19 protein-coding genes are annotated in these 20315 nt (G+C 69.1%); 13 read left to right on the top strand and 6 right to left on the bottom strand.

Annotated elements, in window-relative coordinates; genetic code table 11:
- Position 1: 1 nt before the first annotated feature.
- Both AB0I59_RS25755 and fabG read right to left on the bottom strand, forming a co-directional pair.
- Positions 2–454, bottom strand: coding sequence for a MaoC family dehydratase (locus AB0I59_RS25755; RefSeq protein ID WP_061254784.1), 453 nt, complete (start codon positions 452–454; stop codon positions 2–4).
- Positions 455–482: 28 nt separating this feature from the next.
- Positions 483–1244 (bottom strand): 3-oxoacyl-ACP reductase FabG, encoded by a 762-nt coding sequence (gene fabG / locus AB0I59_RS25750; protein ID WP_061254311.1) that lies wholly within the window; start codon positions 1242–1244, stop codon positions 483–485.
- An 874-nt stretch (positions 1245–2118) separates the two neighbouring features.
- Between fabG and AB0I59_RS25745 the strand changes: the two genes are divergently transcribed.
- Positions 2119–4482, top strand: a complete 2364-nt coding sequence (locus AB0I59_RS25745) for an ATP-binding protein (protein ID WP_358136769.1) — start codon at positions 2119–2121, stop codon at positions 4480–4482.
- Between the two features lie 137 nt (positions 4483–4619).
- On the opposite strand, the gene AB0I59_RS25740 is transcribed toward AB0I59_RS25745, so the two are convergent.
- Positions 4620–5228, bottom strand: a complete 609-nt coding sequence (locus AB0I59_RS25740; RefSeq protein ID WP_358136766.1) for a hypothetical protein — start codon at positions 5226–5228, stop codon at positions 4620–4622.
- A 31-nt stretch (positions 5229–5259) separates the two neighbouring features.
- Positions 5260–5811 (bottom strand): hypothetical protein, encoded by a 552-nt coding sequence (locus AB0I59_RS25735; RefSeq protein ID WP_061254302.1) that lies wholly within the window; start codon positions 5809–5811, stop codon positions 5260–5262.
- Between the two features lie 460 nt (positions 5812–6271).
- On the opposite strand from AB0I59_RS25735, the gene AB0I59_RS25730 reads away from it, so the two are divergent.
- A complete protein-coding gene (locus AB0I59_RS25730; protein WP_494410553.1) occupies positions 6272–9073 on the top strand; it encodes a SpoIIE family protein phosphatase in 2802 nt (933 codons plus the stop codon).
- Positions 9074–9162: 89 nt separating this feature from the next.
- Complete coding sequence (locus tag AB0I59_RS25725; RefSeq protein ID WP_358136759.1) at positions 9163–9375, top strand: hypothetical protein; 213 nt, start codon at positions 9163–9165, stop codon at positions 9373–9375.
- Positions 9376–9819: 444 nt separating this feature from the next.
- Here AB0I59_RS25725 and AB0I59_RS25720 read toward each other — a convergent pair whose 3' ends face one another.
- Both AB0I59_RS25720 and AB0I59_RS25715 read right to left on the bottom strand, forming a co-directional pair.
- Positions 9820–9987 (bottom strand): hypothetical protein, encoded by a 168-nt coding sequence (locus tag AB0I59_RS25720; protein ID WP_358136756.1) that lies wholly within the window; start codon positions 9985–9987, stop codon positions 9820–9822.
- The gene (locus AB0I59_RS25715; protein WP_061254298.1) at positions 9984–10670 is read right to left on the bottom strand and encodes a GntR family transcriptional regulator; all 687 of its coding nucleotides are present in this window, start codon (positions 10668–10670) and stop codon (positions 9984–9986) included. Before AB0I59_RS25715 ends, AB0I59_RS25720 begins: the two co-directional genes overlap by 4 nt.
- Positions 10671–10796: 126 nt before the next feature.
- Here AB0I59_RS25715 and AB0I59_RS25710 point away from each other — a divergent pair, with 126 nt between their 5' ends.
- The 10 genes from AB0I59_RS25710 (at position 10797) to AB0I59_RS25665 (ending at position 20090) form a co-directional block, all read left to right on the top strand.
- On the top strand, positions 10797–11246 hold the full coding sequence (locus tag AB0I59_RS25710; RefSeq protein WP_358136752.1) for a tripartite tricarboxylate transporter TctB family protein: 450 nt from the start codon (positions 10797–10799) through the stop codon (positions 11244–11246).
- A 10-nt stretch (positions 11247–11256) separates the two neighbouring features.
- The gene (locus tag AB0I59_RS25705; RefSeq protein ID WP_063818690.1) at positions 11257–12807 is read left to right on the top strand and encodes a tripartite tricarboxylate transporter permease; all 1551 of its coding nucleotides are present in this window, start codon (positions 11257–11259) and stop codon (positions 12805–12807) included.
- Between the two features lie 86 nt (positions 12808–12893).
- On the top strand, positions 12894–13901 hold the full coding sequence (locus tag AB0I59_RS25700; protein ID WP_358136749.1) for a tripartite tricarboxylate transporter substrate binding protein: 1008 nt from the start codon (positions 12894–12896) through the stop codon (positions 13899–13901).
- A gap of 10 nt (positions 13902–13911) precedes the next feature.
- Positions 13912–14679 (top strand): SDR family NAD(P)-dependent oxidoreductase, encoded by a 768-nt coding sequence (locus tag AB0I59_RS25695; protein WP_061254292.1) that lies wholly within the window; start codon positions 13912–13914, stop codon positions 14677–14679.
- A 52-nt stretch (positions 14680–14731) separates the two neighbouring features.
- Entirely contained in the window at positions 14732–15718 is a 987-nt protein-coding gene (locus tag AB0I59_RS25690; protein WP_061254289.1) for a zinc-dependent alcohol dehydrogenase, read from the top strand.
- A complete protein-coding gene (locus AB0I59_RS25685; protein ID WP_061254287.1) occupies positions 15715–16572 on the top strand; it encodes a sugar phosphate isomerase/epimerase family protein in 858 nt (285 codons plus the stop codon). Before AB0I59_RS25690 ends, AB0I59_RS25685 begins: the two co-directional genes overlap by 4 nt.
- Positions 16569–17363, top strand: coding sequence for an SDR family NAD(P)-dependent oxidoreductase (locus tag AB0I59_RS25680; RefSeq protein WP_358136745.1), 795 nt, complete (start codon positions 16569–16571; stop codon positions 17361–17363). Before AB0I59_RS25685 ends, AB0I59_RS25680 begins: the two co-directional genes overlap by 4 nt.
- Positions 17360–18163, top strand: coding sequence for an SDR family NAD(P)-dependent oxidoreductase (locus AB0I59_RS25675; protein ID WP_358136743.1), 804 nt, complete (start codon positions 17360–17362; stop codon positions 18161–18163). The genes AB0I59_RS25680 and AB0I59_RS25675 overlap by 4 nt, the downstream gene beginning before the upstream one ends.
- 32 nt (positions 18164–18195) lie before the next feature.
- A complete protein-coding gene (locus AB0I59_RS25670; protein WP_358136741.1) occupies positions 18196–19065 on the top strand; it encodes an alpha/beta fold hydrolase in 870 nt (289 codons plus the stop codon).
- A 71-nt stretch (positions 19066–19136) separates the two neighbouring features.
- The gene (locus AB0I59_RS25665) at positions 19137–20090 is read left to right on the top strand and encodes a 3-carboxyethylcatechol 2,3-dioxygenase (protein WP_358136738.1); all 954 of its coding nucleotides are present in this window, start codon (positions 19137–19139) and stop codon (positions 20088–20090) included.
- Positions 20091–20315 lie beyond the last annotated feature (225 nt).

The raw sequence follows: 20315 nt of genomic DNA, 5'->3' as shown, positions 1-20315 counted from the left end.
ATCAGGGCACCAAGAGGGTGACCGTCTCGACCACGCAGGCCGGCTTGTCCGACCCCTCGCGCTCGACGCTGACGCGGGCGACGGCCCGCACGCCGCTCGGGCCGGGGATCAGCGACACCAGTTTGACGCCCGCGCGGACACGAGAGCCGACCGGAACCGGAGAAGGGAACCGAACCTTGTCGCACCCGTAGTTGATCCCCATCTTCAGACCTTCGATCCGGTAGACCTGTCCGACCAGCTTCGGCACGAGCGACAGCGTCAAGTAGCCGTGCGCGATGGTGGTGCCGAACGGGCCCTGCGCCGCCTTCTCCTGATCGACGTGGATCCACTGATGGTCACCCGTCGCGTCAGCGAACAGGTCGATCTGATCCTGGCTGAGGGCGTGCCAGTCGCTGTACCCCAAGTGGACGCCGACCGCCTTCTCGAACTCCTCGATGCCCTGGAAGACCTTCACGGTCACTCCTCTCCTGCGTGGCGCACGCTCAGGCGCGGGGGCCGCCGGCGACGTATATGACCTGGCCGGAGACGAAGGCCGCCCCTTCGCTGACGAAGAACGACACCGTGTGGGCGATGTCCTCCGGCTTGCCGGTGCGGCCTACCGGGATCTGCGCGGCGGCCGCGGCCTTGAACTCCTCGAACGTGACGCCGACCCGCTCGGCGGTCGCGGCGGTCATCTCGGTCTCGATGAAGCCCGGGGCGATCGCGTTCACGGTGACGCCGAACTTCCCGAGCTCGATGGCCAGGGTCTTGGTGAAGCCCTGGATACCGGCCTTGGCCGCGGAGTAGTTGGCCTGACCGCGGTTACCCAGCGCGGAGGTGCTGGAGAGGTTGACGATGCGACCCCACTTGTGAGCGGTCATGTAGCGCTGAACGGCACGGCTCATGAGGAACGACCCGCGCAGATGGACGTTCATCACTGAGTCCCAGTCCTCGTCGCTCATCTTGAAGAGCAGGTTGTCGCGGGTGACGCCAGCGTTGTTGACCAGCACGGTCGGGTCGCCGAGCTCTTCGGCCACCCGGGTCACCGCGGCATCGACACTGGCCGCGTCAGAGACGTCAACGCCGACCGGCAGCGCACGACCGCCGGCGGACTCGATCACGTCGACGACCGACTTGGAGGAAGCCTCGTCGAGGTCGAGCACAGCCACGGCAAGGCCGTCTGCGGCAAGTCGCTGTGCGATGGCGGCACCGATTCCGCGGGCGGCCCCGGTGACGATCGCGATACGGCCGTTGGTGTTGCTCATGTCGTCTCCTTGATTCTGTTTCTCAGGGGAGGTGCGCGGCGGTCAGCGGCGTAGGTGGTAGCTGGCCCCAGCAGCACGGAGGCGTAGGCCGGCTGACAAGATTCTCAGGCCGACGACAGCTCCCTCAACATCGGGGCAGCGTTGTCGGAAGATGCTCGGCATACCTCGGCAGCCGAAGACCGAGGTGCGAGTCGGAGGTGTAGATCGTACATCCCACGCTCATCGTGCCCCTGTCGGCCGTCGAGAGAGTTGATCGCTGCTGGGACATCGATCCCGCACCCGCACATCGGCATACAGCGGTTCGCTCTACGAGACTGCCCTCGGCGCTCGGCTCGGACGCGAGTCGGTTGGCCGCCGATCGCTCCTGTAGGGTGCGCGGATGCGACGCCGGCCGAGCCCGACGGGCCGCGACCCCGGTCGGCGACGTCGCCGGAGTTGTAGCCACCGTGCATCCGAAACTGTCTCGGCGCGCTGACGTAACTCCTGCGCCGAGTGGTGTGTGCACGATCGACGTAGACAATGCCAAGGACCGTCGGCGGCGTGCGATTATGAGGGCTGGTCTCGCGAGACATGGCCGGCTCGACATCAAGAGGATTCGAACGTCGGAAGGTGCTCGGCGCGCTGATCAACGAGCACCACCGAGCCGCGTAGCCGCTCCGGAGAACTCCCGTGCAAGCCCCATACGACGAGTTTTGAAGCGGTACAGGTGCGGCTCGGGTCACCGTACATCTCTTCGTCTCCGAGGCGACGAAGTGATGGAAGTGGAGGAGAGGCCGTCCGCGCCCGCCTGATCCGGTCCGCAAACGCACAAAGAAGGGCATAGCCTGGATTTAGTCGGGTCCGACTCCGTTCTCGGCGATCCGCGAGGCATTCCATGGCGGCGGTGACATCCCAGAGTTCAAGGCGATCGCGTCTCGGCGGGCTGCCCACCGAGATGACGAGTTTCGTGGGGCGGCGGCACGAGTTGGCCGAGGCCAAGAGGCTGCTGTCCCAGTCGCGCGTCGTCACCTTGACGGGGCCGGGAGGGGTGGGCAAGACACGCCTCGCCCTGCGGGTCGCGGCCGAGGTGCACCGGGCGTTCCCGGACGGTGTGTGGGTGGTCGACCTGGCGGCGCTGGACGATCCCGGCGTGCTGAGCCAGACCGTGGCCGAGGCCCTGGACGTGCGGGACTGGTCGTCGAAGCCATCCTTGGAGGTGCTCGCCGAACGTCTCAGGAACAAGCAGATGCTGATCGTCCTGGACAACTGCGAGCACTTGTTGCAGGCGTGCGCCGTTCTGGTGGCGACCCTCACACGGGAGACGTCGGATCTGCGCGTCCTCGCCACCAGCAGGCAGCCGTTGAGGGTCACGGGCGAGCAGGTCTTCCCCGTGCCCACAATGGCGCTTCCCGACATGGGTGACCGGCCCCCGCCGCCGCAGTCGGTGGCGGAGTACGACGCGGTGCGGCTGTTCGCCGAGCGCGCCGTCTCCGTCGTCCCCACGTTCACCGTCACCGAGGACAACCAGGAGACGGTCGAGCGGATCTGCCGCAGGCTGGACGGCATACCGCTCGCGATCGAGCTGGCCGCTGTACGGCTGCGGGCGCTGTCGCTCGACCAGCTGCTCGATCGGCTGGACCAGCGCTTCCGGCTGCTCACCGCCGGGTCCCGGACGGCACTCCCCCGCCACAGGACGCTGCGCGCGCTGATCGACTGGAGCTATGACCTGTGCACCGAGCAGGAGCGGTCGCTGTGGGCACGCGTCTCGGTCTTTTCCGGGGGCCTCGATCTCGACGCGGCCGAGGAGGTCTGCTCAGGGGAGGACATCGCCAGGGACGACGTCATCGACCTGGTGATCAGGCTGGTCGACAAGTCGATCCTGGTCGCCGACGACGATGTCTCGCCGATGCGCTACCGCCTGCTGGACACGATCCGTCACTACGGAAGGGAGCAGCTGGCCGCCTCGGGCCAGGAGGCCGCGGTGCGGCGCCGGCACCGGGACTACTACCGAAACCTCGCGGCGGAAATGGACCGGCGGTTGTTCGGCCCGGAAGAGACGGCGTGCTTCCTGCGGCTCCAGCGCGAACACGCCAACCTTCGGGCCGCCCTGGAGTACTGCTTCGCCGAGGGCGATACCGACATCGGCCTGCGGATGGCGACTGATCTCCGCAACCACTGGCTCAACGGCTACTTCATGAAGGAGGGACGCCACTGGCTGGACAGGGGCCTCACCGCGGAGCGCGAGCCGACCGGGGGACGCGCCATGGCGCTGAGCGCCAACGCCTGGCTGGCCATCATCCAGGGCAAGATCGACTGTGCGGACGCGATGCTGACCGAGAGCCGCGCCATCGGCGAGCGGCTGGGGCTGGACCGGGTCCTCGGGTACGCCTCGATCTTCTTGGGAGGTATCGCCCTGTTCCGGGGAGACTCGGAGAAGGCACTCGCCTGCTACGGGGAGGCCCTCGATCGTCTCCGGTCGGCCGGTGATCCGTTGGGCGAGGCGCTGACGCTTGTCCGGCTCTGCGTCGCCTGCTCGGTTCTGGGGGACTCCTCCGCGACGATGGCGTACGCCAGGCGGTGTATCGAGCTGTGCGACGCCTACAAGGAACACTGGCTCAGGTCTTACGCGGAGATAGCGCTCGGGATCGAGTACTGGCGCCGGGGCGACACCGCCCGAGCTGCCGACCTGGAGAAGAAAGGCCTCCGGTCCAACACGTCGTACAACAACCTGCTCGGTGTCGGGCTGAGCTGCGAGGTGCTGTCCTGGATCGCCGCCACGGAGAAGCGGCATCAGAGGGCGGGCCTGTTGCTGGGCGCCCTGCAGAACATCTGGGGCGAGATGGGCATCCCCATGGGCAGCTACGCGTACCTGATGCGCTACCACGACGAATGTGAAGCGCTGACACGTGCGGCTATCGGAGAGGCCGCGTTCCGCGGCGCGCTCGCACAGGGCGCCAAGCTCTCCTCCGAGGACGCGATCGCCTACGCCCTGGAGGAGGCGGCGCCGAAGAAGGAGCGCGCGGAACCTCCAGCGGAGGCGTCGCCGCTGACGCGGCGAGAGACGGAGATCGCCCAGCTCGTCGCCCAGGGCATGAGCAACAAGGAGATCGCGACCACGCTGGTGATCGCGCAGCGCACCGCGGAGGGGCACATCGAGCACATCCTGGGCAAGCTCGGGTTCAACTCGCGTACCCAGATCGCGGTGTGGGTGGAAGAGCAGAAACGCTCCGCCGAGCAGCAGCGGGCCGGCGCTTCCTGACCGCCGTGGTGTCGGTGTCTCCCACGCTCCTCTCGGCAGCGCTTCTTCCTCACGTCCTCCATGACGGACGTCCTTCCTGGGGCGAACCCCTGATCTCGGGTGTCCGTCAATCCGAATCAAGCCCCAAGGCCGGGTAGTTAGCGTTTCTGCGGCTTTGGCAAGGCAACTAGCGAATGTGTCGCGGCGGTGTAGAGGCCAGAATCGATCTTGAGGATGAGGCCGTTTTCGGCCCATCGTGAGAGCTGTCGATACATGGTGGCGAGGGTGATGTCGCCCAGGTAGCGGGCGATGTCCCGGGGGCGCCAGGACCGGCCGGGGTCTTCCTGAAGCAGGGCCAGGACCTTTTCCCGACGGCGGTCGGTCAGTGCGGTGAGCCGGTCGTCTCGGGACGCCATGGAAGCGGGGGTTCCGTAGGCGCTGCAAGGACGGTGATGGTGAGAGCGGTGACGGGCTGGCTGCGGTCGGGTCGGCCATCGTCGCGTCGTTCGTTGTAGCGAGAGATCGGTGACTTGACCTTGCGGGTGCTCACCCGCGGGCGGCGGGACGGAAGCAGATGGGCCAGGATACGGCGCCCGATGACTCCGACCAGGTTGGTGCCGCGGGTCGGGGACGCCTGCGGCTTGAACGACCAGATCGCGCGCGGTGCGCAGGGCGATGGAGAAGCCGCAGCGGTCCGGGTCGGTGCCGGGCCGGGACTCGGCGGCGTCGACCATCACCGAACGAAGGAGTTGGTAGAGCGTGAGCACCGACCACATCTTCTGCTCCAGCCCGGCGGCATCACCTGAGGGCAGCACTCGCCCCTGCATGATGGTGTGACGCAGCGCGTAGCAGGCCGACTCGTGTTCCCATCGCTGATGGTGGAGCTTGGACGAGGGCGGCGGCTGGATAGCGGCGTGCGTCGGTCAATGTGGTGGCCGGCCGGTAGGAGCCGGTGAAGATGGTGCCGTCTGCGCAAGTCACGGTCACTTGGGCCTCGACGACGCGTATCTGGAGGGTGCCGACCGTCGTGAGGTAGGAGCCGTCGGCGAACAGGGTCAGGACGGGGGTGCGCCGGTTGCTGCGCAGCCGGCCGAGGATCTGCGCGCCGGTGGCGGCGACCTGGGCGAGGAAGGCGTTGCTGTCGAAGCCCTTATCCCATAACACCAGCATGTCCGGCTTCAGCAGATACAGCAGGCGCCGGGCATAGCCGGTCTCGCCTTCGCTGGTGGGGCCGAAGACCGCGGGCGCCGGTGATGTCCGGCCGGCGGCCGGTCTCGCTCCGATACCCGTCGACGTCCTGGGCGGATCAACGGAGATCCAGTTCTTCGACGGATGGTTGTGGAAGATCACCTGTCTAGTGGATCGCCGTTCCCCTGTCTGGGGAAATCACGTTCTTGATAGCGCCACGAGCGCCTTAACTACCCGGCCTTGAATCAAGCCCCATGTGAAGCTCTCCGGCTTCGATGGAGGCTCGTTCCCTTGAGAGGATCGAGTCATGGCAGCCAAGTCTCCCTATCCCGCAGAGCTGCGTAAGCGCGCGGTGCGGATGGTCGCAGAGGGACTCATGGCCGCTGGCCCGTGTCACCGGTGGCGGCGCTCGCGCCCGGGCGTGAATGGTGTGATCAGTCTGGGTTTTACGGGTCCGTACACACCCTGTCGTTTTGGCGAAAGCCGATGAAATCCAGTGCAGGTATCTCCCCCCGCTTTGCGCAGCATAAATACACTTCACCTATGTGAACAAATCGTTTGAATGCTGTTACGTCCAAATGGATTCTCCGCGTCATGATCCAGGCGCCACCATTTGAGGGGAGTGGTCGAAGTGAAGGCCGGATGGAATGACACCGACGCTCTCACCGACGCCCTCGAACGCCGCCTCACGGGTAGGCACTCCGGCGCAGGCGTGCGGACATCGGTTCTGACCTCGTGGCAGCGCTGCCAAAGCATGGGCATACGGGCCGACCACGTGGACATCCCTTACCACCAGGATCTGGATCTAGAAAGCGATCTCATCCACGCCGCCGGGCTCGTGCTTGATCAGATGAAATCGACTCTCTCCGGCATGCGGGTGAGCGTGCTCCTATGCGATGAGCAGGGGCGGATCCTCGCGCGCCGAACCGCCAACCCGTCACTGACCAGAGTGCTCAACATGCGAGGGCTCGCCCCCGGCTTCGGATACGCCGAGCAGTTCGCAGGCACCAACGGAATCGGCACCGCGCTGGTCGAGCGGAAGCCCGCCTTCATCCACGGCCACGAGCACTACGTCGAAGCCCTGCAGATATTCACCTGCGCGGGCAGTCCCATCCGCGACCCCCTCAGCGGGCAGAGCCGAGGTCTGCTGGACCTGACCTGCCTACGTGAGGATGCCGATCCGGCGATGCTGGCCCTCGTCCGCGAGGCGGCCCGCAACATCGAGCGGCGCCTGCTCGATCAGATCGCGGACCGAGAGCGCGCCCTGCTCCAGACGTTCTTCCAGGCCCGCCGCGCGGCAGGCGGCGCTCGTGCAGCCTCCCTCTTCCTGTCGGAGGCAGGCGAGCTCCCGGCGCCGGGAGCGTCGGGCGGCGACCTGCTGAACCGGCACGAGCGGCTCATCCTGCAGGGGAAGGCCGCCGAGCTGATCTCCTTGGGACACGCGGCCATCGTCGAGGTGCCCCTCCCGCACGGCCGGGCGGCCACACTTTTGAGCCGGCCGGTGACGAGTCCCTCCGGGGAAACCGGTGTCGCGGTCGAGGCGGTCCTGCCCGGCGGCGCGCTCCGGCGCCTGGCCACCACCGCTCCCCCCGCCCTGCCGGACGAGAACGTCACACCGAGCCAGGTCACCCTGTCGCCGCCGTACACGACCGCCTCTCCGGAGGGATCCGCCGTCACTGAGCCGCCCAGTGTCACGGACAAGTGGCTGATCGCCGTAGGCGAGCCGGGAGTTGGCCGGCTCGCCCTGCTGGCCCGGCAGCGTCTGGAACTGCTCACCGAAGCCGGCGTCCGCATAGGCACCACCCTCGACGTGACCCGGACCGCGGAGGAGCTGACCGAGGTCGCGATCCCGCGGCTCGCGGACTTCGTCACCGTGGATCTGCCGGACGCCGTGCTGACGGGGGAGGAGCCGACCAGTGTCCACGGAGTGTTGCGCCGGGTGGCGCTCGGCGCCGTCAGCGAGGGCTCCCACCTGTACTCGGTCGGCGATCTGGTCACGTTCGTCCCGGCGACGCCGCAGGCACGGTGCCTGGCGACCGGCCAGTCCGTGCTCTCACCACTACCGGCCCACGGGTCGGCATGGCTGCCCGAGGATCCCGTACGCGCCGAGAAGGTCCGCGCGGGCGGAATCCACTCGGCCATCGCCGTTCCGCTGCTCGCCCGGGGCGTCGTTCTCGGCGTGGCGAGCTTCTACCGGCTGGAGCACCGGGGGCCCTTCGAAGAGGACGATCTATCCCTCGCTGAGGAATTGGCTGGCCGCGCCGCGGTGTGCATCGACAACGCCCGCCGCTACACCCTCGAACGCACGACGGCCCTGACTCTGCAACGCAGCCTGCTGCCGCACGGCCTGCCCGAGCAGAACGCTGTCGAGGCCGCGCACCGCTACCTGCCCGCGCAGGCCGGCGTGGGCGGGGACTGGTTCGACATCATCCCGCTCTCTGGCGCCCGCGTGGCGCTGGTCGTCGGCGACGTCGTCGGCCACGGCCTCCACGCCTCCGCTACCATGGGCCGCCTGCGCACCGCCGTCCAGAACTTCTCCGCCCTCGACATGCCCGTGGACGAGGTCCTAGCCCACCTCGACGACCTCGTCGGCCGACTCGACCTCGACGAGGACCCGGACAGAGCGGTCGGAGCCGGGATCATCGGCGCCACCTGCCTGTACGCGGTCTACGACCCGGTCTCCCAACGCTGCACCATGGCCCGCGCGGGCCACCCCGCGCCGGCGCTCGTCCTTCCCGACGGCGTGGTCGAACTTCCCGAGGTGCCCGCAGGACCACCCCTCGGCCTCGGCTGCGCGCCCTTTGAGACCGTCGACATCGCGATGCCCGAGGGCAGCCAGTTGGTTCTCTACACCGACGGGCTCATCGAACACCGCGACCGCGACATCGACATCGCGATCGACCAGTTGCGGCGCGTTCTCACCCACCTCGACCGCGCGCCGGAGGAGACCTGCGACGCGCTGCTCGGAGCCCTGCTTCCCGCCCAGCCGGGCGACGACGTCGCCCTGCTCGTCGCCCGTACCCGCGCCTTGAACGCCCAGCAGGTCGCTCAGTGGGACGTGCCCGCCGATCCGGCGGCCGTCTCCGGCATACGCGCGGCGGTCACCCGGCAACTGGCCGACTGGGACATAGAGGAACTGACGTTCTCCACCGAGTTGATGATCAGCGAGCTGGTCACCAACGCCATCCGGCACGCGGGCGCCCCCATCCAGGTGCGCCTGCTCCGCGACCGTACACTGATCTGCGAGGTCTCCGACGGCAGCGGCACCTCTCCACGACTGCGTCGCGCCGCCACCACCGACGAAGGGGGACGCGGCCTGTTCCTCGTCGCCCAACTCGCCCAGCGCTGGGGCACCCGCCACACCGCGAGCGGCAAGGTCATCTGGACGGAACAGCCTCTTTCTTCCGTAGCCTCGGCACTTTGACGGCTTGCGGACCCGTCCGGAGAACGACTGGGACACGAAGGCGGTGAGGGAACGCTCCGGTCCGGCCGGCCCATAGCCGAACGCCGTCGTTGGCGATCATTACCTCGTCCACACCGGCATCCGTCACGACGACGGTGCGCGTCCACTACAACGTGGGCTGGGGCAACCGGATCACCATCCGCGGCGACACCTCACCCCTGAGCTGGAGCAGTGGGCAGGACTGCGTCAACAAGGCGGCCGACCTCTGGGAGTGCTCGATCACGGGCATCCCCTCCGGGCAGCAGTTCCAGTCAAGCCGCTGATCAACGACAGCACCTGGTCGACCGGCTCCAGCTTCTACGGCGTCGGCGGCCAGACCTCCGACGTCTACCCCACGTTCTCACCGATCCTGGTCGGCCGAGGCCGTCGCATCCCCGGTCGTCAACGGCGGCCGCGTCGGCGGCCTCGGCGATCAGGGACGGCACCGGCGACTCCGGCGGCTCCGCGGCGGCTGGGCCGGAAGCTCGCGTCGGCGGCGTCGTGGACGCGTCGGCCGGAACGAGGCCGAGCCCCGAGCCGGCGACCGCTGGACTTCTTCCTCGTCGTCGAGGACGCCGCCAAGCCCCGTTACCTGGAGTCCATCGACTGGTTGCAGGCACCTTGCCCGGTGACGTACAGCTTCGCCGACGACCGGAACGGACGCAAGGCGCTGTTCGCCGACGGGATCTTCGTGGAGTACGCGGTCTTCACGCCGGCGCACTTCGCCCTCAGACGTCAGACGCGGCGTGCGCGCCACCGGGCTCCTCCTCTCCGTCGATCTCGCGCGGCGCGGTGGTCGCCTCCACACGGGCAGTGCCGTACGGGGCGCCGGACGGTGCGGGCAGCGCGACCCAGATCTCCGGGGCGCGGGCGGAGGTGACCATCCGCGCCTTCATTGATCACCGTCGATAAGCCCGCTGGCGAGCATCACCTGCAGTGACCGCTCGTAGTGCTCCGCCAGCAGGGCGGTCGCCTTTTCGGTGTTTCGCTGGAGCGTCGCGTCGAGGATCGACTCGTGCTCCTGGGCCACGCATCGGGTGGACGCGGCGGGCGACGGGGCGGACCACCGGCGGTACAGCTCCGTCGAGTCAAAGGCGGTTTCGGCGATGGTCATGAGCATGGGGATCCCGCACGCCTCGACCAGAGCCAGGTGGAACGCCCGGTGAGCGCGCGACCACGCTTCCGTCGTGTGCTCCGGGTCCTCGGGCGTGCGCCGCGGCGTTCGGCTCAGCACGTGGAACGCCGTCAGCACCGAGGTCTCCCAGGCGAGGTCGCCTCTCTCGATGGCGAGCCTCAGCGCGAGCGTGTCGCAGTGCGTGCGCACCCGGGTGAGGTCCTCCAGCTCCTTCAACGAGAGGCTCGGGACGAAGAAGCCCTGGTTGGGCCGGGCCACCACGAGCTTTTCCTGGGTGAGGCGGACCAGCGCCTCACGGATCACCGTCGTGCTGGTCGAGTGCCTGCTCGCGAGCTCCACGGGCTTGAGGTGGGTTCCCGGCGGCAGCTTGCCCTGCATGATCTCGCCTCTGACGACTTCGTGGAAGTGCGCGGCAAGGGTGCTTGCCCCCTTCTGTCGAACCATGCCGCGATCATAGCGACCGTCCGACAAGAATGCATTCTCTATTGACGAATGCACTCTTGCCTGGCTAGCGTCCCTCCCGCCGGATGTCCTGCCGGTTACGCAGGTGTTACGCGGAGGTCGCCGCCGATGACGAAGATTCGCCTCTACCGGCTCAACAGCCTGGTGGTCATGCTGTTCGCACTGGGTGTGATGGGCTACGCGCTCTCGCTGCCTCTCGGCGATCTGCAACAGCCCGGCGCGGGGATGTGGCCGCTGGCCGTCTCCGTCGTCATGGCCCTGGCGGCCCTGGGCCTGCTGGTCGGCGAGCGCGACGACGGCGACTACGAACCGCTGACCCGGCGGACGTGGATCATCGTCGCCGGTTTCGGGTTGATGGGCGCGTTCATCGTGATCTTCTCGATCGCCGGCCTGACCCTGGCGTCCTTTTTGATGTGCCTCGTCTGGCTGCGCTTCATGGCCGAGTACCGGTGGCGCACGAGCCTGGTTCTGTCGATCGCCCTGACCGCGATCGCCGTTCTCACCTTCTCCGTCCTGCTCGGCATCCCCATGCCGCACGACGTACTGAGTGTCCTGTGAGGGGCGAACTATGAACTTTGGTGATCTCCTTCTCGGTTTCGAGGTCGCCCTCCAACCCGAAAACCTGTTCTACGTCTTCATCGGCGTCGTCGTCGGCATGGTGGTGGGCATCCTGCCCGGCCTCGGCCCCGCGCCGACGATCGCCCTCATGCTCCCGCTGACCTACGTCCTACCGCCCGCCGGCGCGGTGCTGATGCTCGCCGGCATCTACTACGGGGCGTACTACGGCGGCACGATCACGTCGGTGCTGCTCCGCCTGCCGGGCGAGGCCGCCAGCGTCGTCACCGTATACGACGGGCACCAGATGGCGCTGAAAGGCCGCGCCGGGCCCGCGCTCGGCATCTCGGCGATCGGCTCCTTCATCGGCGGCACGGTCTCGGTGGTCGGCCTGCTCTTCCTCTCCCCGGTGATCGCGGGCTTCGCGCTCACCCTCGGCCCACCCGAGTACGGCATGCTGGCGGTGGGCGGCCTGCTCATGGTCTCCACCCTGGGCCAGGCCCGGATGCTGAAGAACATCATCGTCGCCTGCCTCGGCCTGCTCATCGCCGCTGTCGGCATCGACGCCATCACCGGCGTCGCCCGGTTCACCGCCGGCTCGACCGAGTTGCTGCGCGGCATCGACTTCGTCGCCGTCGCCATGGGCCTGTACGGGCTCGGCGACGTGCTGTACGACCTGGAGCAGAAGGCCCGCAACGCCCGGATCGAGGGCAAGCTGGGCCGAGTCCTGCCCACCAGGCAGGACATGAAGGACTCCGCCGGGGCCATCGGCCGCGGCTCGGTCATCGGTTTCCTGCTCGGCCTGCTGCCCGGCGGTGGCGGGGTCGTCGCCTCGCTCGCCTCGTACGCCACCGAGAAGAAGGTCTCCAAGCACCCCGAGGAGTTCGGGCGCGGGGCCATCGCCGGCGTCGCCGGGCCCGAGACCGCCAACAACGCGGGCTCCACGTCCTCGTTCCTGCCGCTGCTCTCACTCGGCATCCCGTCCAACGTCGTGCTCGCCCTGATCTTCGGCGCGCTGCTGATCCAGGGGATCACCCCGGGCCCTCAGCTCGTCACCACCCACCCGGAGATCTTCTGGGGCGTGCTCGCCTCGATGCTGGTGGGCAACCTCATGCTGCTGGTGCTGAGCATGCCCCTGGTCAAGGTCTTCGTGAACCTGATCAGGGTCCCGATCGGGATCCTGTCCACGGTGATCGTCGTGGTCACCATGGTCGGCGTCTACTCCATCTCCAACAGCACCTTCGACATGTGGATCATGCTCGCCTTCGGTGTCGTCGGGTACGCCATGCGCAAGACCGGGTACGACCCGGGACCGCTCGCGCTCGCCGTGATCCTCGGGCCGCTGCTGGAGACCTCGTTCCGGCAGTCCCTGCTCATGTCCGGCGGATCCCTCGGGATCTTCGTCCAGCGTCCGGTGTCACTGATCATCGTGATCGCGCTCGGCGTGCTGGTGGTCTTCCAGGTGATCGCCCGGCTGCGCAGCGCCACCAGGCGGAAGTTCATCGAAGAGACCCGGCACGCCAGGGCCGCCGAGCAGGTGGACGAGCCGGCCCCGACCGGCTGAACCGGCCCGAACCGGCGGTCCCCGTACGGACCGCAGACCCCTGATCGCTTCACCACCAACCACCCCCGATGAAAGTAAGGCCAGAAATGGGTTTCTCACTGACCCGGTCCAGGAAGTCCGCAGGCGTGGCCGCGGCGCTGGTCGCTGCCCTGTCGCTGACCGCGTGCTCGTCCGCCCGCGGCTCGGACGGCGGCGGTGACGCCTCCTCCTACCCGTCCAAGGCCGTCGAGATGGTCGTCCCGTACGCGGCCGGCGGCCCCACCGACATCTCCGCCCGCGCCCTGGCCAAGGGCCTGAAGAAGTCACTCGGCGTCAACGCGATCGTGGTCAACCGGCCCGGCGCCTCCGGCATCACTGGCACCTCCGAAGTGGCGACCGGCTCGAAGAAGGACGGCTACACGATCCTCTACAACACGGGTGACGCGTTCGTGCAGTCCACCATCCGCACCGCGCCGTACAACTTCGACAGCTTCACTCCGGTGGCCGGCGTCATCTCCCAGCCGTACCTGCTGGTGGCGTCCGCCAAGTCCGGTCTCACGTCGTTCGCCGACCTGGCCAAGGGCAAGGACCTCACCTACGCGGTCTCCGGCGTCGGCACCCCCACCCACCTCAACACCGCGATGCTCTTCGACGGGCTCGGCGTCAAGGCGACGGCCGTGCCGTACGACGGCGCCGGCCCCGCCGTGCAGGCGCTGGTCGGCAACCAGACCGACGTCGGGATGCTCGACGCGTCGGTCACCATGCCCTTCGTGACCAGCGGCGACCTTGTCCCGCTCGCCGTCTTCACCCCGGACGGCAAGAAGCTCGACTATGTCAACGCCCCCACGCTCCAGGAGGCCGGTGTGGACGTCTCCAGCATGACGTCGTCGGTGTGGGGCGTCGCCGTACCGGCCGGGACGCCGGACGAGGTGGTCAAGAAGCTGCGCGAGGCCACCCTCGCGGCCGCCCAGGACGCCGAGTTCGTCACCTTCACCGAGAAGAACTACATGCCGCGTCTCGAAGGCGACAACGAGCTGAACTGGTACGCCGGGCTGAAGACCACCGGCGAGACCACCAAGGCCGCCCTGGCCAAGTTCGGCATCGAGCTGAAGTGAGCGTGACCTCATGACCCAGCTCACCGGCAAGGTGGTCGTCATCACCGGCGCCGGCCGCGGGATCGGCTCCGCGATCACTGAGGCGCTCGCCCGCGCGGGCGCCTCGGTGATCGCCACCGACCTGGACGGCGCGAGCGCCGAGGCGGTACGCGACCGGATCCTCGCCGCCGGCGGCGACGCGATCGCGGTGACGATGGACGTCTCGGACCGGTCGTCCGTCGTCGCGGGTCTGTCCGCCGCGGTCGACCGGTACGGGCACCTGGACGTGCTGTTCAACAACGCGGGGATCCTGCGGGAGAACCCCTTCCTCGAGGTGACCGAGGACGACTGGCGGCAGCTGATGACCGTCAACGGCCTGGGCACCCTGATGTGCACCCAGGAGGCGGCGCGCATCATGATCGCCCAGAGCCGCGGCGGGAAGATCGTGAACACCACCTCGATCGCGGCCAGGCAGGCGAACGCCACATTCGCCCACTACGCGGCGAGCAAGGCGGTCGTCTCCTCGCTCATCCAGTCCGGCGCACGCGCGCTGGCCCCGTACGGCATCACGGTCATGGGCTTCGCGCCCGGGATCGTGCGGACCGAGATGTGGGAGGGCGTGGAAGCCGACGCGGAGGCCCGCGCGGCGCGGGAGGCCGGCTACGGCGAGCGGATCCTGCTCGGCCGGGTCTCCGTCCCCGAGGACCTCGGCCCCACCGCCGTGTTCCTCGCCGGGCCGGGCTCTGACTACATGACCGGCCAGGTCGTCATGGTCGACGGCGGCATGGTGCTGGTCTGACCCCGACGACCATGACCGGCCACCCCCAGCGGTAACGAAGGAAGGAACAGTGATGCGGGCAGCGGTGCTCACCACGCCGGGCCGCCTCGCCGTCGTGGACGACTGGCCCGATCCGGTATGCCGCCCAGACCACGTCATCGTCGCGATACGCGACGTGGGGATCTGCGGCACCGACCTCGGGCTGTTCGACGGCAGCCGGACGGTGCCCCACCTGCCGTGGGTCATCGGCCACGAGGCGCACGGCAGGATCGTCGAGGTCGGGGCGGGCATACCCCCCTCCCGGATCGGCGAGCGCGTCGCGATCGAGCCCAACTACCCGTGCCAGGCGTGTGCCCCCTGCCAGAACGGCGCTCCCGCGCTGTGCCTGCGGCGGGGCAGCCCCGCGCTGAACCTTCCCGGCATGCTCGCCGAGCGGGTCGAGGTACCGGCCCGGCACGCCTGGACGCTGCCCGCCGGCCTGGCCGACCAGGACGCGGTGTGCGTCGAACCCCTCGCCGTCGCCCTGGCCGCGGTACGCCGTGCCGCCCTGACCGGCACGGCGTCGTGCCTGGTGGTGGGCGCGGGCGCGCTAGGGCTGCTGCTTGTGCACGCCCTCCGCTCCGCCGGGCACCCCGTCGCCGTGCTCGAACCGCATCCCGAGCGGCGGGCCAGGGCCGTGGCCCTGGGCGCCGCCCACGCGCCGGACGGCACGGAGTTCCCAGTCGCCTTCGAGACCTCCGGAACCGCCGCCGGCGGCGAAGCCGCCCTGGCCCGGCTGGCGCCGCAGGGCCGTCTCGTCCTCGTCGGCGTGGGCTCCGACCCCATCCCGCTGGACACCAGGATCGCGGTCCGCCGCGGCCTCACCGTGCTCGGATCGATGATCTACGACCACCCTCGCGACTACCGGGCCACGATCGACGCGGTCGCGAGAGACTCGATCACGCCGGGAATCGTCGTCGCCGCGTCCTACCCGCTGGAGCAGGCGCAGGAAGCGTTCACCGCCGCGTCCTCCGTGCCGGGCAAGACCGTCATCACTCTCGCCGAAGGAGGCGCCGCATGACCGGCACCGGCCGCCCCTTCGGGGTCGACCACCTCACCATGCTCGACACCTCGCCGCCGGAGCTGGTCGGCCTGGCCGCCGCGGCCGGATTCGCCCACGTCGGGCTGCGGATCCACCCGATGGACCCCACCGAACGGTCCTGGCCGATGGCGCCGGGCTCCCCCATGCTCGCGGAGACCGTCGCCCGCCGTGACGACACCGGGATCCGCGTCCCTGTCATCGAGGTCCTCCTGCTCGACGAGCACGCCGACATCGCCGCCGTCGAACCGTACCTGCACGCCGGCGCCGAGCTGGGCGCCCACCTGCTGTATGTGGTCGGCCAGGACCCCGACCTGGACCGGCTCGCCGACCGCTTCGCCGAGCTCACCCGGCTCGCACTGACATACCGGATCAGGCCGGTCATCGAGCCGATGGCCTACCGGCCCGTGCGCGATCTCGCGACCGCGGTCGCGGTGGTCTCCCGCTCGGGTGGCGGGGGCGTTCTGGTGGACTCGCTCCACCTGCTGCGATCGGGCGGGACTCCCGCCGACGTGGCCGCGACGGATCCGGCGCTGCTACCCGTGGCTCAGCTCTGCGACGCGACCGCCCAGGTCACCACAGTGCGGGGGGACGCGATCGCCGCGCGCGGCCAGTCCGCCGACGTGCCACCGCTGCAGTGGGAGGCCCGGGTCGGCCGGCTCCTGCCCGGCGAGGGCGCGCTGCCACTCGCGGACGTGGTACGCGCCCTGCCGGATCAGACGCTGCTCGCGCTTGAGGCGCCCAACTTCCATGCCCTGCGGGAGCGCGGCGCCGAGGGCTTCCTCGCCGAGGCCGCCCGGCGGATGACCCTGCTGCTTGAGGAGGCACACCCATGAGAGCACTGGTGACCGGGGCCACCTCGGGCATCGGCCGGGCCCTGGCCGATCGCCTGGCCACCCGCGGATACGACCTGATCCTCGTCGCTCGGGACGCGGACCGGCTGGCGACCACGGCGGAGGAGATCCGCGCCGCCCGCCGCGTGACCTGCGAGGTGCTCCCGGCGGACCTCACCGCTGAGGACGGCCTGGCCGCCGTGGAGGCGCGGCTGACCACCGAGCGCGACCCGGTGGACGTGCTCGTCAACAACGCCGGCATCGGGCTGCCGCCGGGCGGTTACCTCGGCAACCCGGTGCAGGCGTCGATGACGCTGAACCGGATCAACGTGGACAGCGTGCTGCGCCTGACCCACGCGGCCTTGCCTGGGATGACGGCACGCCGACGCGGCGGCCTCATCACGGTCTCCTCCATCGCAGGCTTCGCCCCTGGCACCCCGGCGATCACTTACTCAGCGTCCAAGGCGTGGGCGACCACCTTCGGCGAGGGGCTGCACCACCTGTTGCGTGGCTCCGGCGTGACCAGCACGACGGTCGCACCGGGCTTCGTGCGCAGCGAGTTCCACCAGCGCTCCGGGGTATCCACCGCGCACCTGCCGGACTGGCTGTGGCTGACGCCCCCGGTGGTGGCCGAGGCGGCCGTACGCGGCTTCGAGCGGGGCACTCCCCTGGTCATCCCCGGCCCGGCCTGGCGCACCGCGTACGCGATCAGCCGTCTGCTGCCCCGCCGCTGGGTCCGGACCGGCTTCGCCAGGCTCATGAGCAGGACGTCACGAAAGGGAGCAAACCGATGACCGGCGACGATGTCCGGGGCGGACGGCTGGACGGCAAGGTGGTGATCGTCACCGGGGCGGGCAACGGCATCGGCGCCGGATTCGCCACCGCCCTCGCGGCCGAGGGGGCCTCGGTCGCGGTGGTCGACATCGACGGCGGCGCGGCCGAGCAGGTCGTCTCCGCCATCCGGGAGCGGGGTGGCCGCGGCCTCGCTGTACCGGTGGACGTCACCGATCGCGCGTCGGTCCGGGCAATGGTGTCGGCGGTGCTCGCCGAGTTCGGCGATATCGACGTTCTCTTCAACAATGCCGGCATCCTGCTCAAGGAGCCGTACCTGAGCACGACCGAGCGGCAGTGGCAGAAGGTCCTGGACGTCAACGGCCTCGGCGTGCTGCTGTGCACGCAGGAGGTCGCCAGGCACTTCATCGCCAGGGGCCGGGGCAAGGTGATCAACACCTGCTCGACGTCCTCGCGCAGCCCCAGCGCGCACTTCGCCGCGTACGCCGCGAGCAAGGCCGCCGTCCTCTCGCTCACCCACTCCAGCGCCCGCGCGCTCGCCCCGTACGGCATCACGGTCAACGGGATCGGGCCGGGGATCATCCAGACCGACCTGTGGTCGCAGATGCACCGGGACGAGACCGGCTCGGCCAGGGCCGCCGACTCCCTGGCCGCTCTGGACGACTACACCCCGACCATCCTGCTCGGCCGGGTCGGCACCCCCGGCGACGTCGCGCCCACCGCGATCTTCCTGGCCAGCGACGACTCCGACTACATCACCGGCCAGCTGATCATGGTCGACGGCGGGATCGTCCTGCAGTGACCACGTCAACCGCCACGAGAGAAGGAAACCGCATGAGCAACCGTTCATACACGAGCGTCTGGTCCGACCTGCGGGAGGTGGAGTTCAGCCAGGGCTTCCTCCAGGCCGGCCCGTACCGCACTCGGTATCTGCGCGCCGGCGACGAGTCCAAGCCGACACTGCTCATGCTGCACGGCATCACCGGCCACGCCGAGGCGTACGTGCGCAACCTGGCCGCGCACGGCGAGCACTTCAACACCTACGCCATCGACTTCGTCGGGCACGGCTACAGCGCCAAGCCGCGGCACCCGCTGGAGATCGAGCACTACATCGACCAACTCCAGCACGTGCTTGACACCCTGGGCGTGGAGAGGGCATATCTCACCGGCGAGTCGCTCGGCGGGTGGGTCACCGCGAAGATGGCCGCGCACCACCCCGACCGGGTGGAGCGCATCGCGCTGAACACCATGGGCGGCACGATGGCCAACCCGCAGGTCATGGAGCGCCTGTACACGCTGTCCATGGCGGCCGCGAAGGACCCGAGCTGGGAGCGGGTCAAGGCCCGACTGGAGTGGCTGATGGCGGACCCGGCGATGGTCACCGACGACCTCATCCGTACCCGCCAGGCCATCTTCGAGCAGCCCGACTGGCTGGCCGCCTGCACGGCGAACATGGCCCTGCAGGACCTGGAGATCCGCAGGCGCAACATGGTCACCGACGAGGAACTGGCGTCGATCAAGGCTCCCGCGCTGGTGCTGTGGACCACCAAGGACCCCTCCGGCCCGGTCGCAGAGGCCGAGCGCATCGCTTCTCTTATCCCCGGCTCGGCCCTCGCCATCATGGACAACTGCGGTCACTGGCCGCAGTACGAGGACGCCGAGACCTTCAACCGGATCCACCTGGACTTCCTGCTCGGTCGCTGAGCAGCCACGCGGTGACCTGCGCGTGGAGACCGCTGGAAAACTCGAAGAGCTCAAGGAGAAGGAGAGGAACGATGACGCTCGCGCTGGTGAACATGTCGCACAGTCCGCTGCTGCAGTTCTCCGAGGCGTCGCGTGAAGTGCTCGACGATCTCGACGGGGCGTTCGGAGCCGCACGGCGGTTCGCGGCGGACTTCGACCCCGATCTGATCGTCCTGTTCGCGCCGGACCACTACAACGGGTTCTTCTACGAACTCATGCCGCAGTTCTGCATCGGCTACGAGGCCACGGGTGTCGGGGACTACGACAGCGAGGCGGGCCCGCTCGACGTGCCCACCGAGATCGCCCAGCGGCTCGCGGCGTCGGTGCTCGTCGACGGCGTGGACTGCGCGATCTCGCTGAAGATGGAGGTAGACCACGGCGCCGTCCAGCCGCTGGAGATCCTCTTCGGCGGCATCACCGCGAAGCCGGTGATCCCCATCTTCGTCAACTGCGTGGCGCCGCCGTTCGCTCCGATGCGGAGGGTCGGCGCGTTCGGAAGGGCCGTGGGGAACTTCCTCAGGGATCTGGACGCCCGCGTGCTGCTTATCGGCTCCGGCGGGCTGTCCCACGACCCACCGGTCCCGCAGATCGTTACCGCCACCGAGGAGCAGCGCAAGCTGCTCCTCAATGGCCGCCACCCGACCGCCGCCGCACGTGCCGCACGCCAGCAGCGTGTCATCGACGCGGCCAAGGCGTTCGCCAGGGGCGAGGCGAACATCCGGGACCTCAACCCGAAGTGGGACCGCGAGTTCATGTCCATCCTGTCCTCCGGGCAGCTCGACCGGCTCGACGACTGGACGGCAGAGGAGATGGCCGCCGAGGCCGGAAAGTCCTGCCACGAGGTCCGTACCTGGGTGGCCTCGCACAACGCGATGAAGGCGGCGGTCGGCGAGTACCGCTCGACGTTCTCCTACTACCGCCCGATCCCGGAACTGATCGCCGGCTTCGGCGTTACCACGGTCCTGCCCGTCGACGCCGGGGCCTGACCCACGAACATACCTGGAGGTCACTCCCCCGCGGCGCGGATTCTTGGGCACGGCCACGCTCCCGACCAATGAAGGGGCTGTGGCCGTACCCGTACGACGTTGGACCACCCAGAAGCGGGCGAGATCGTGACGCGGCGACCGGGTCGCGGTGATGCTGGGCAACGGCGTCGGCTTCCCGGTCGCCTGGCTGGCGATCGCCAAGCTCGGCGCGGTGATCGTCCCGGT

The organism is Microtetraspora glauca (assembly GCF_040656155.1).
GTDB classification, from domain to species: domain Bacteria; phylum Actinomycetota; class Actinomycetes; order Streptosporangiales; family Streptosporangiaceae; genus Microtetraspora; species Microtetraspora glauca.
This window is presented reverse-complemented; position numbering and strand designations above follow the sequence as displayed.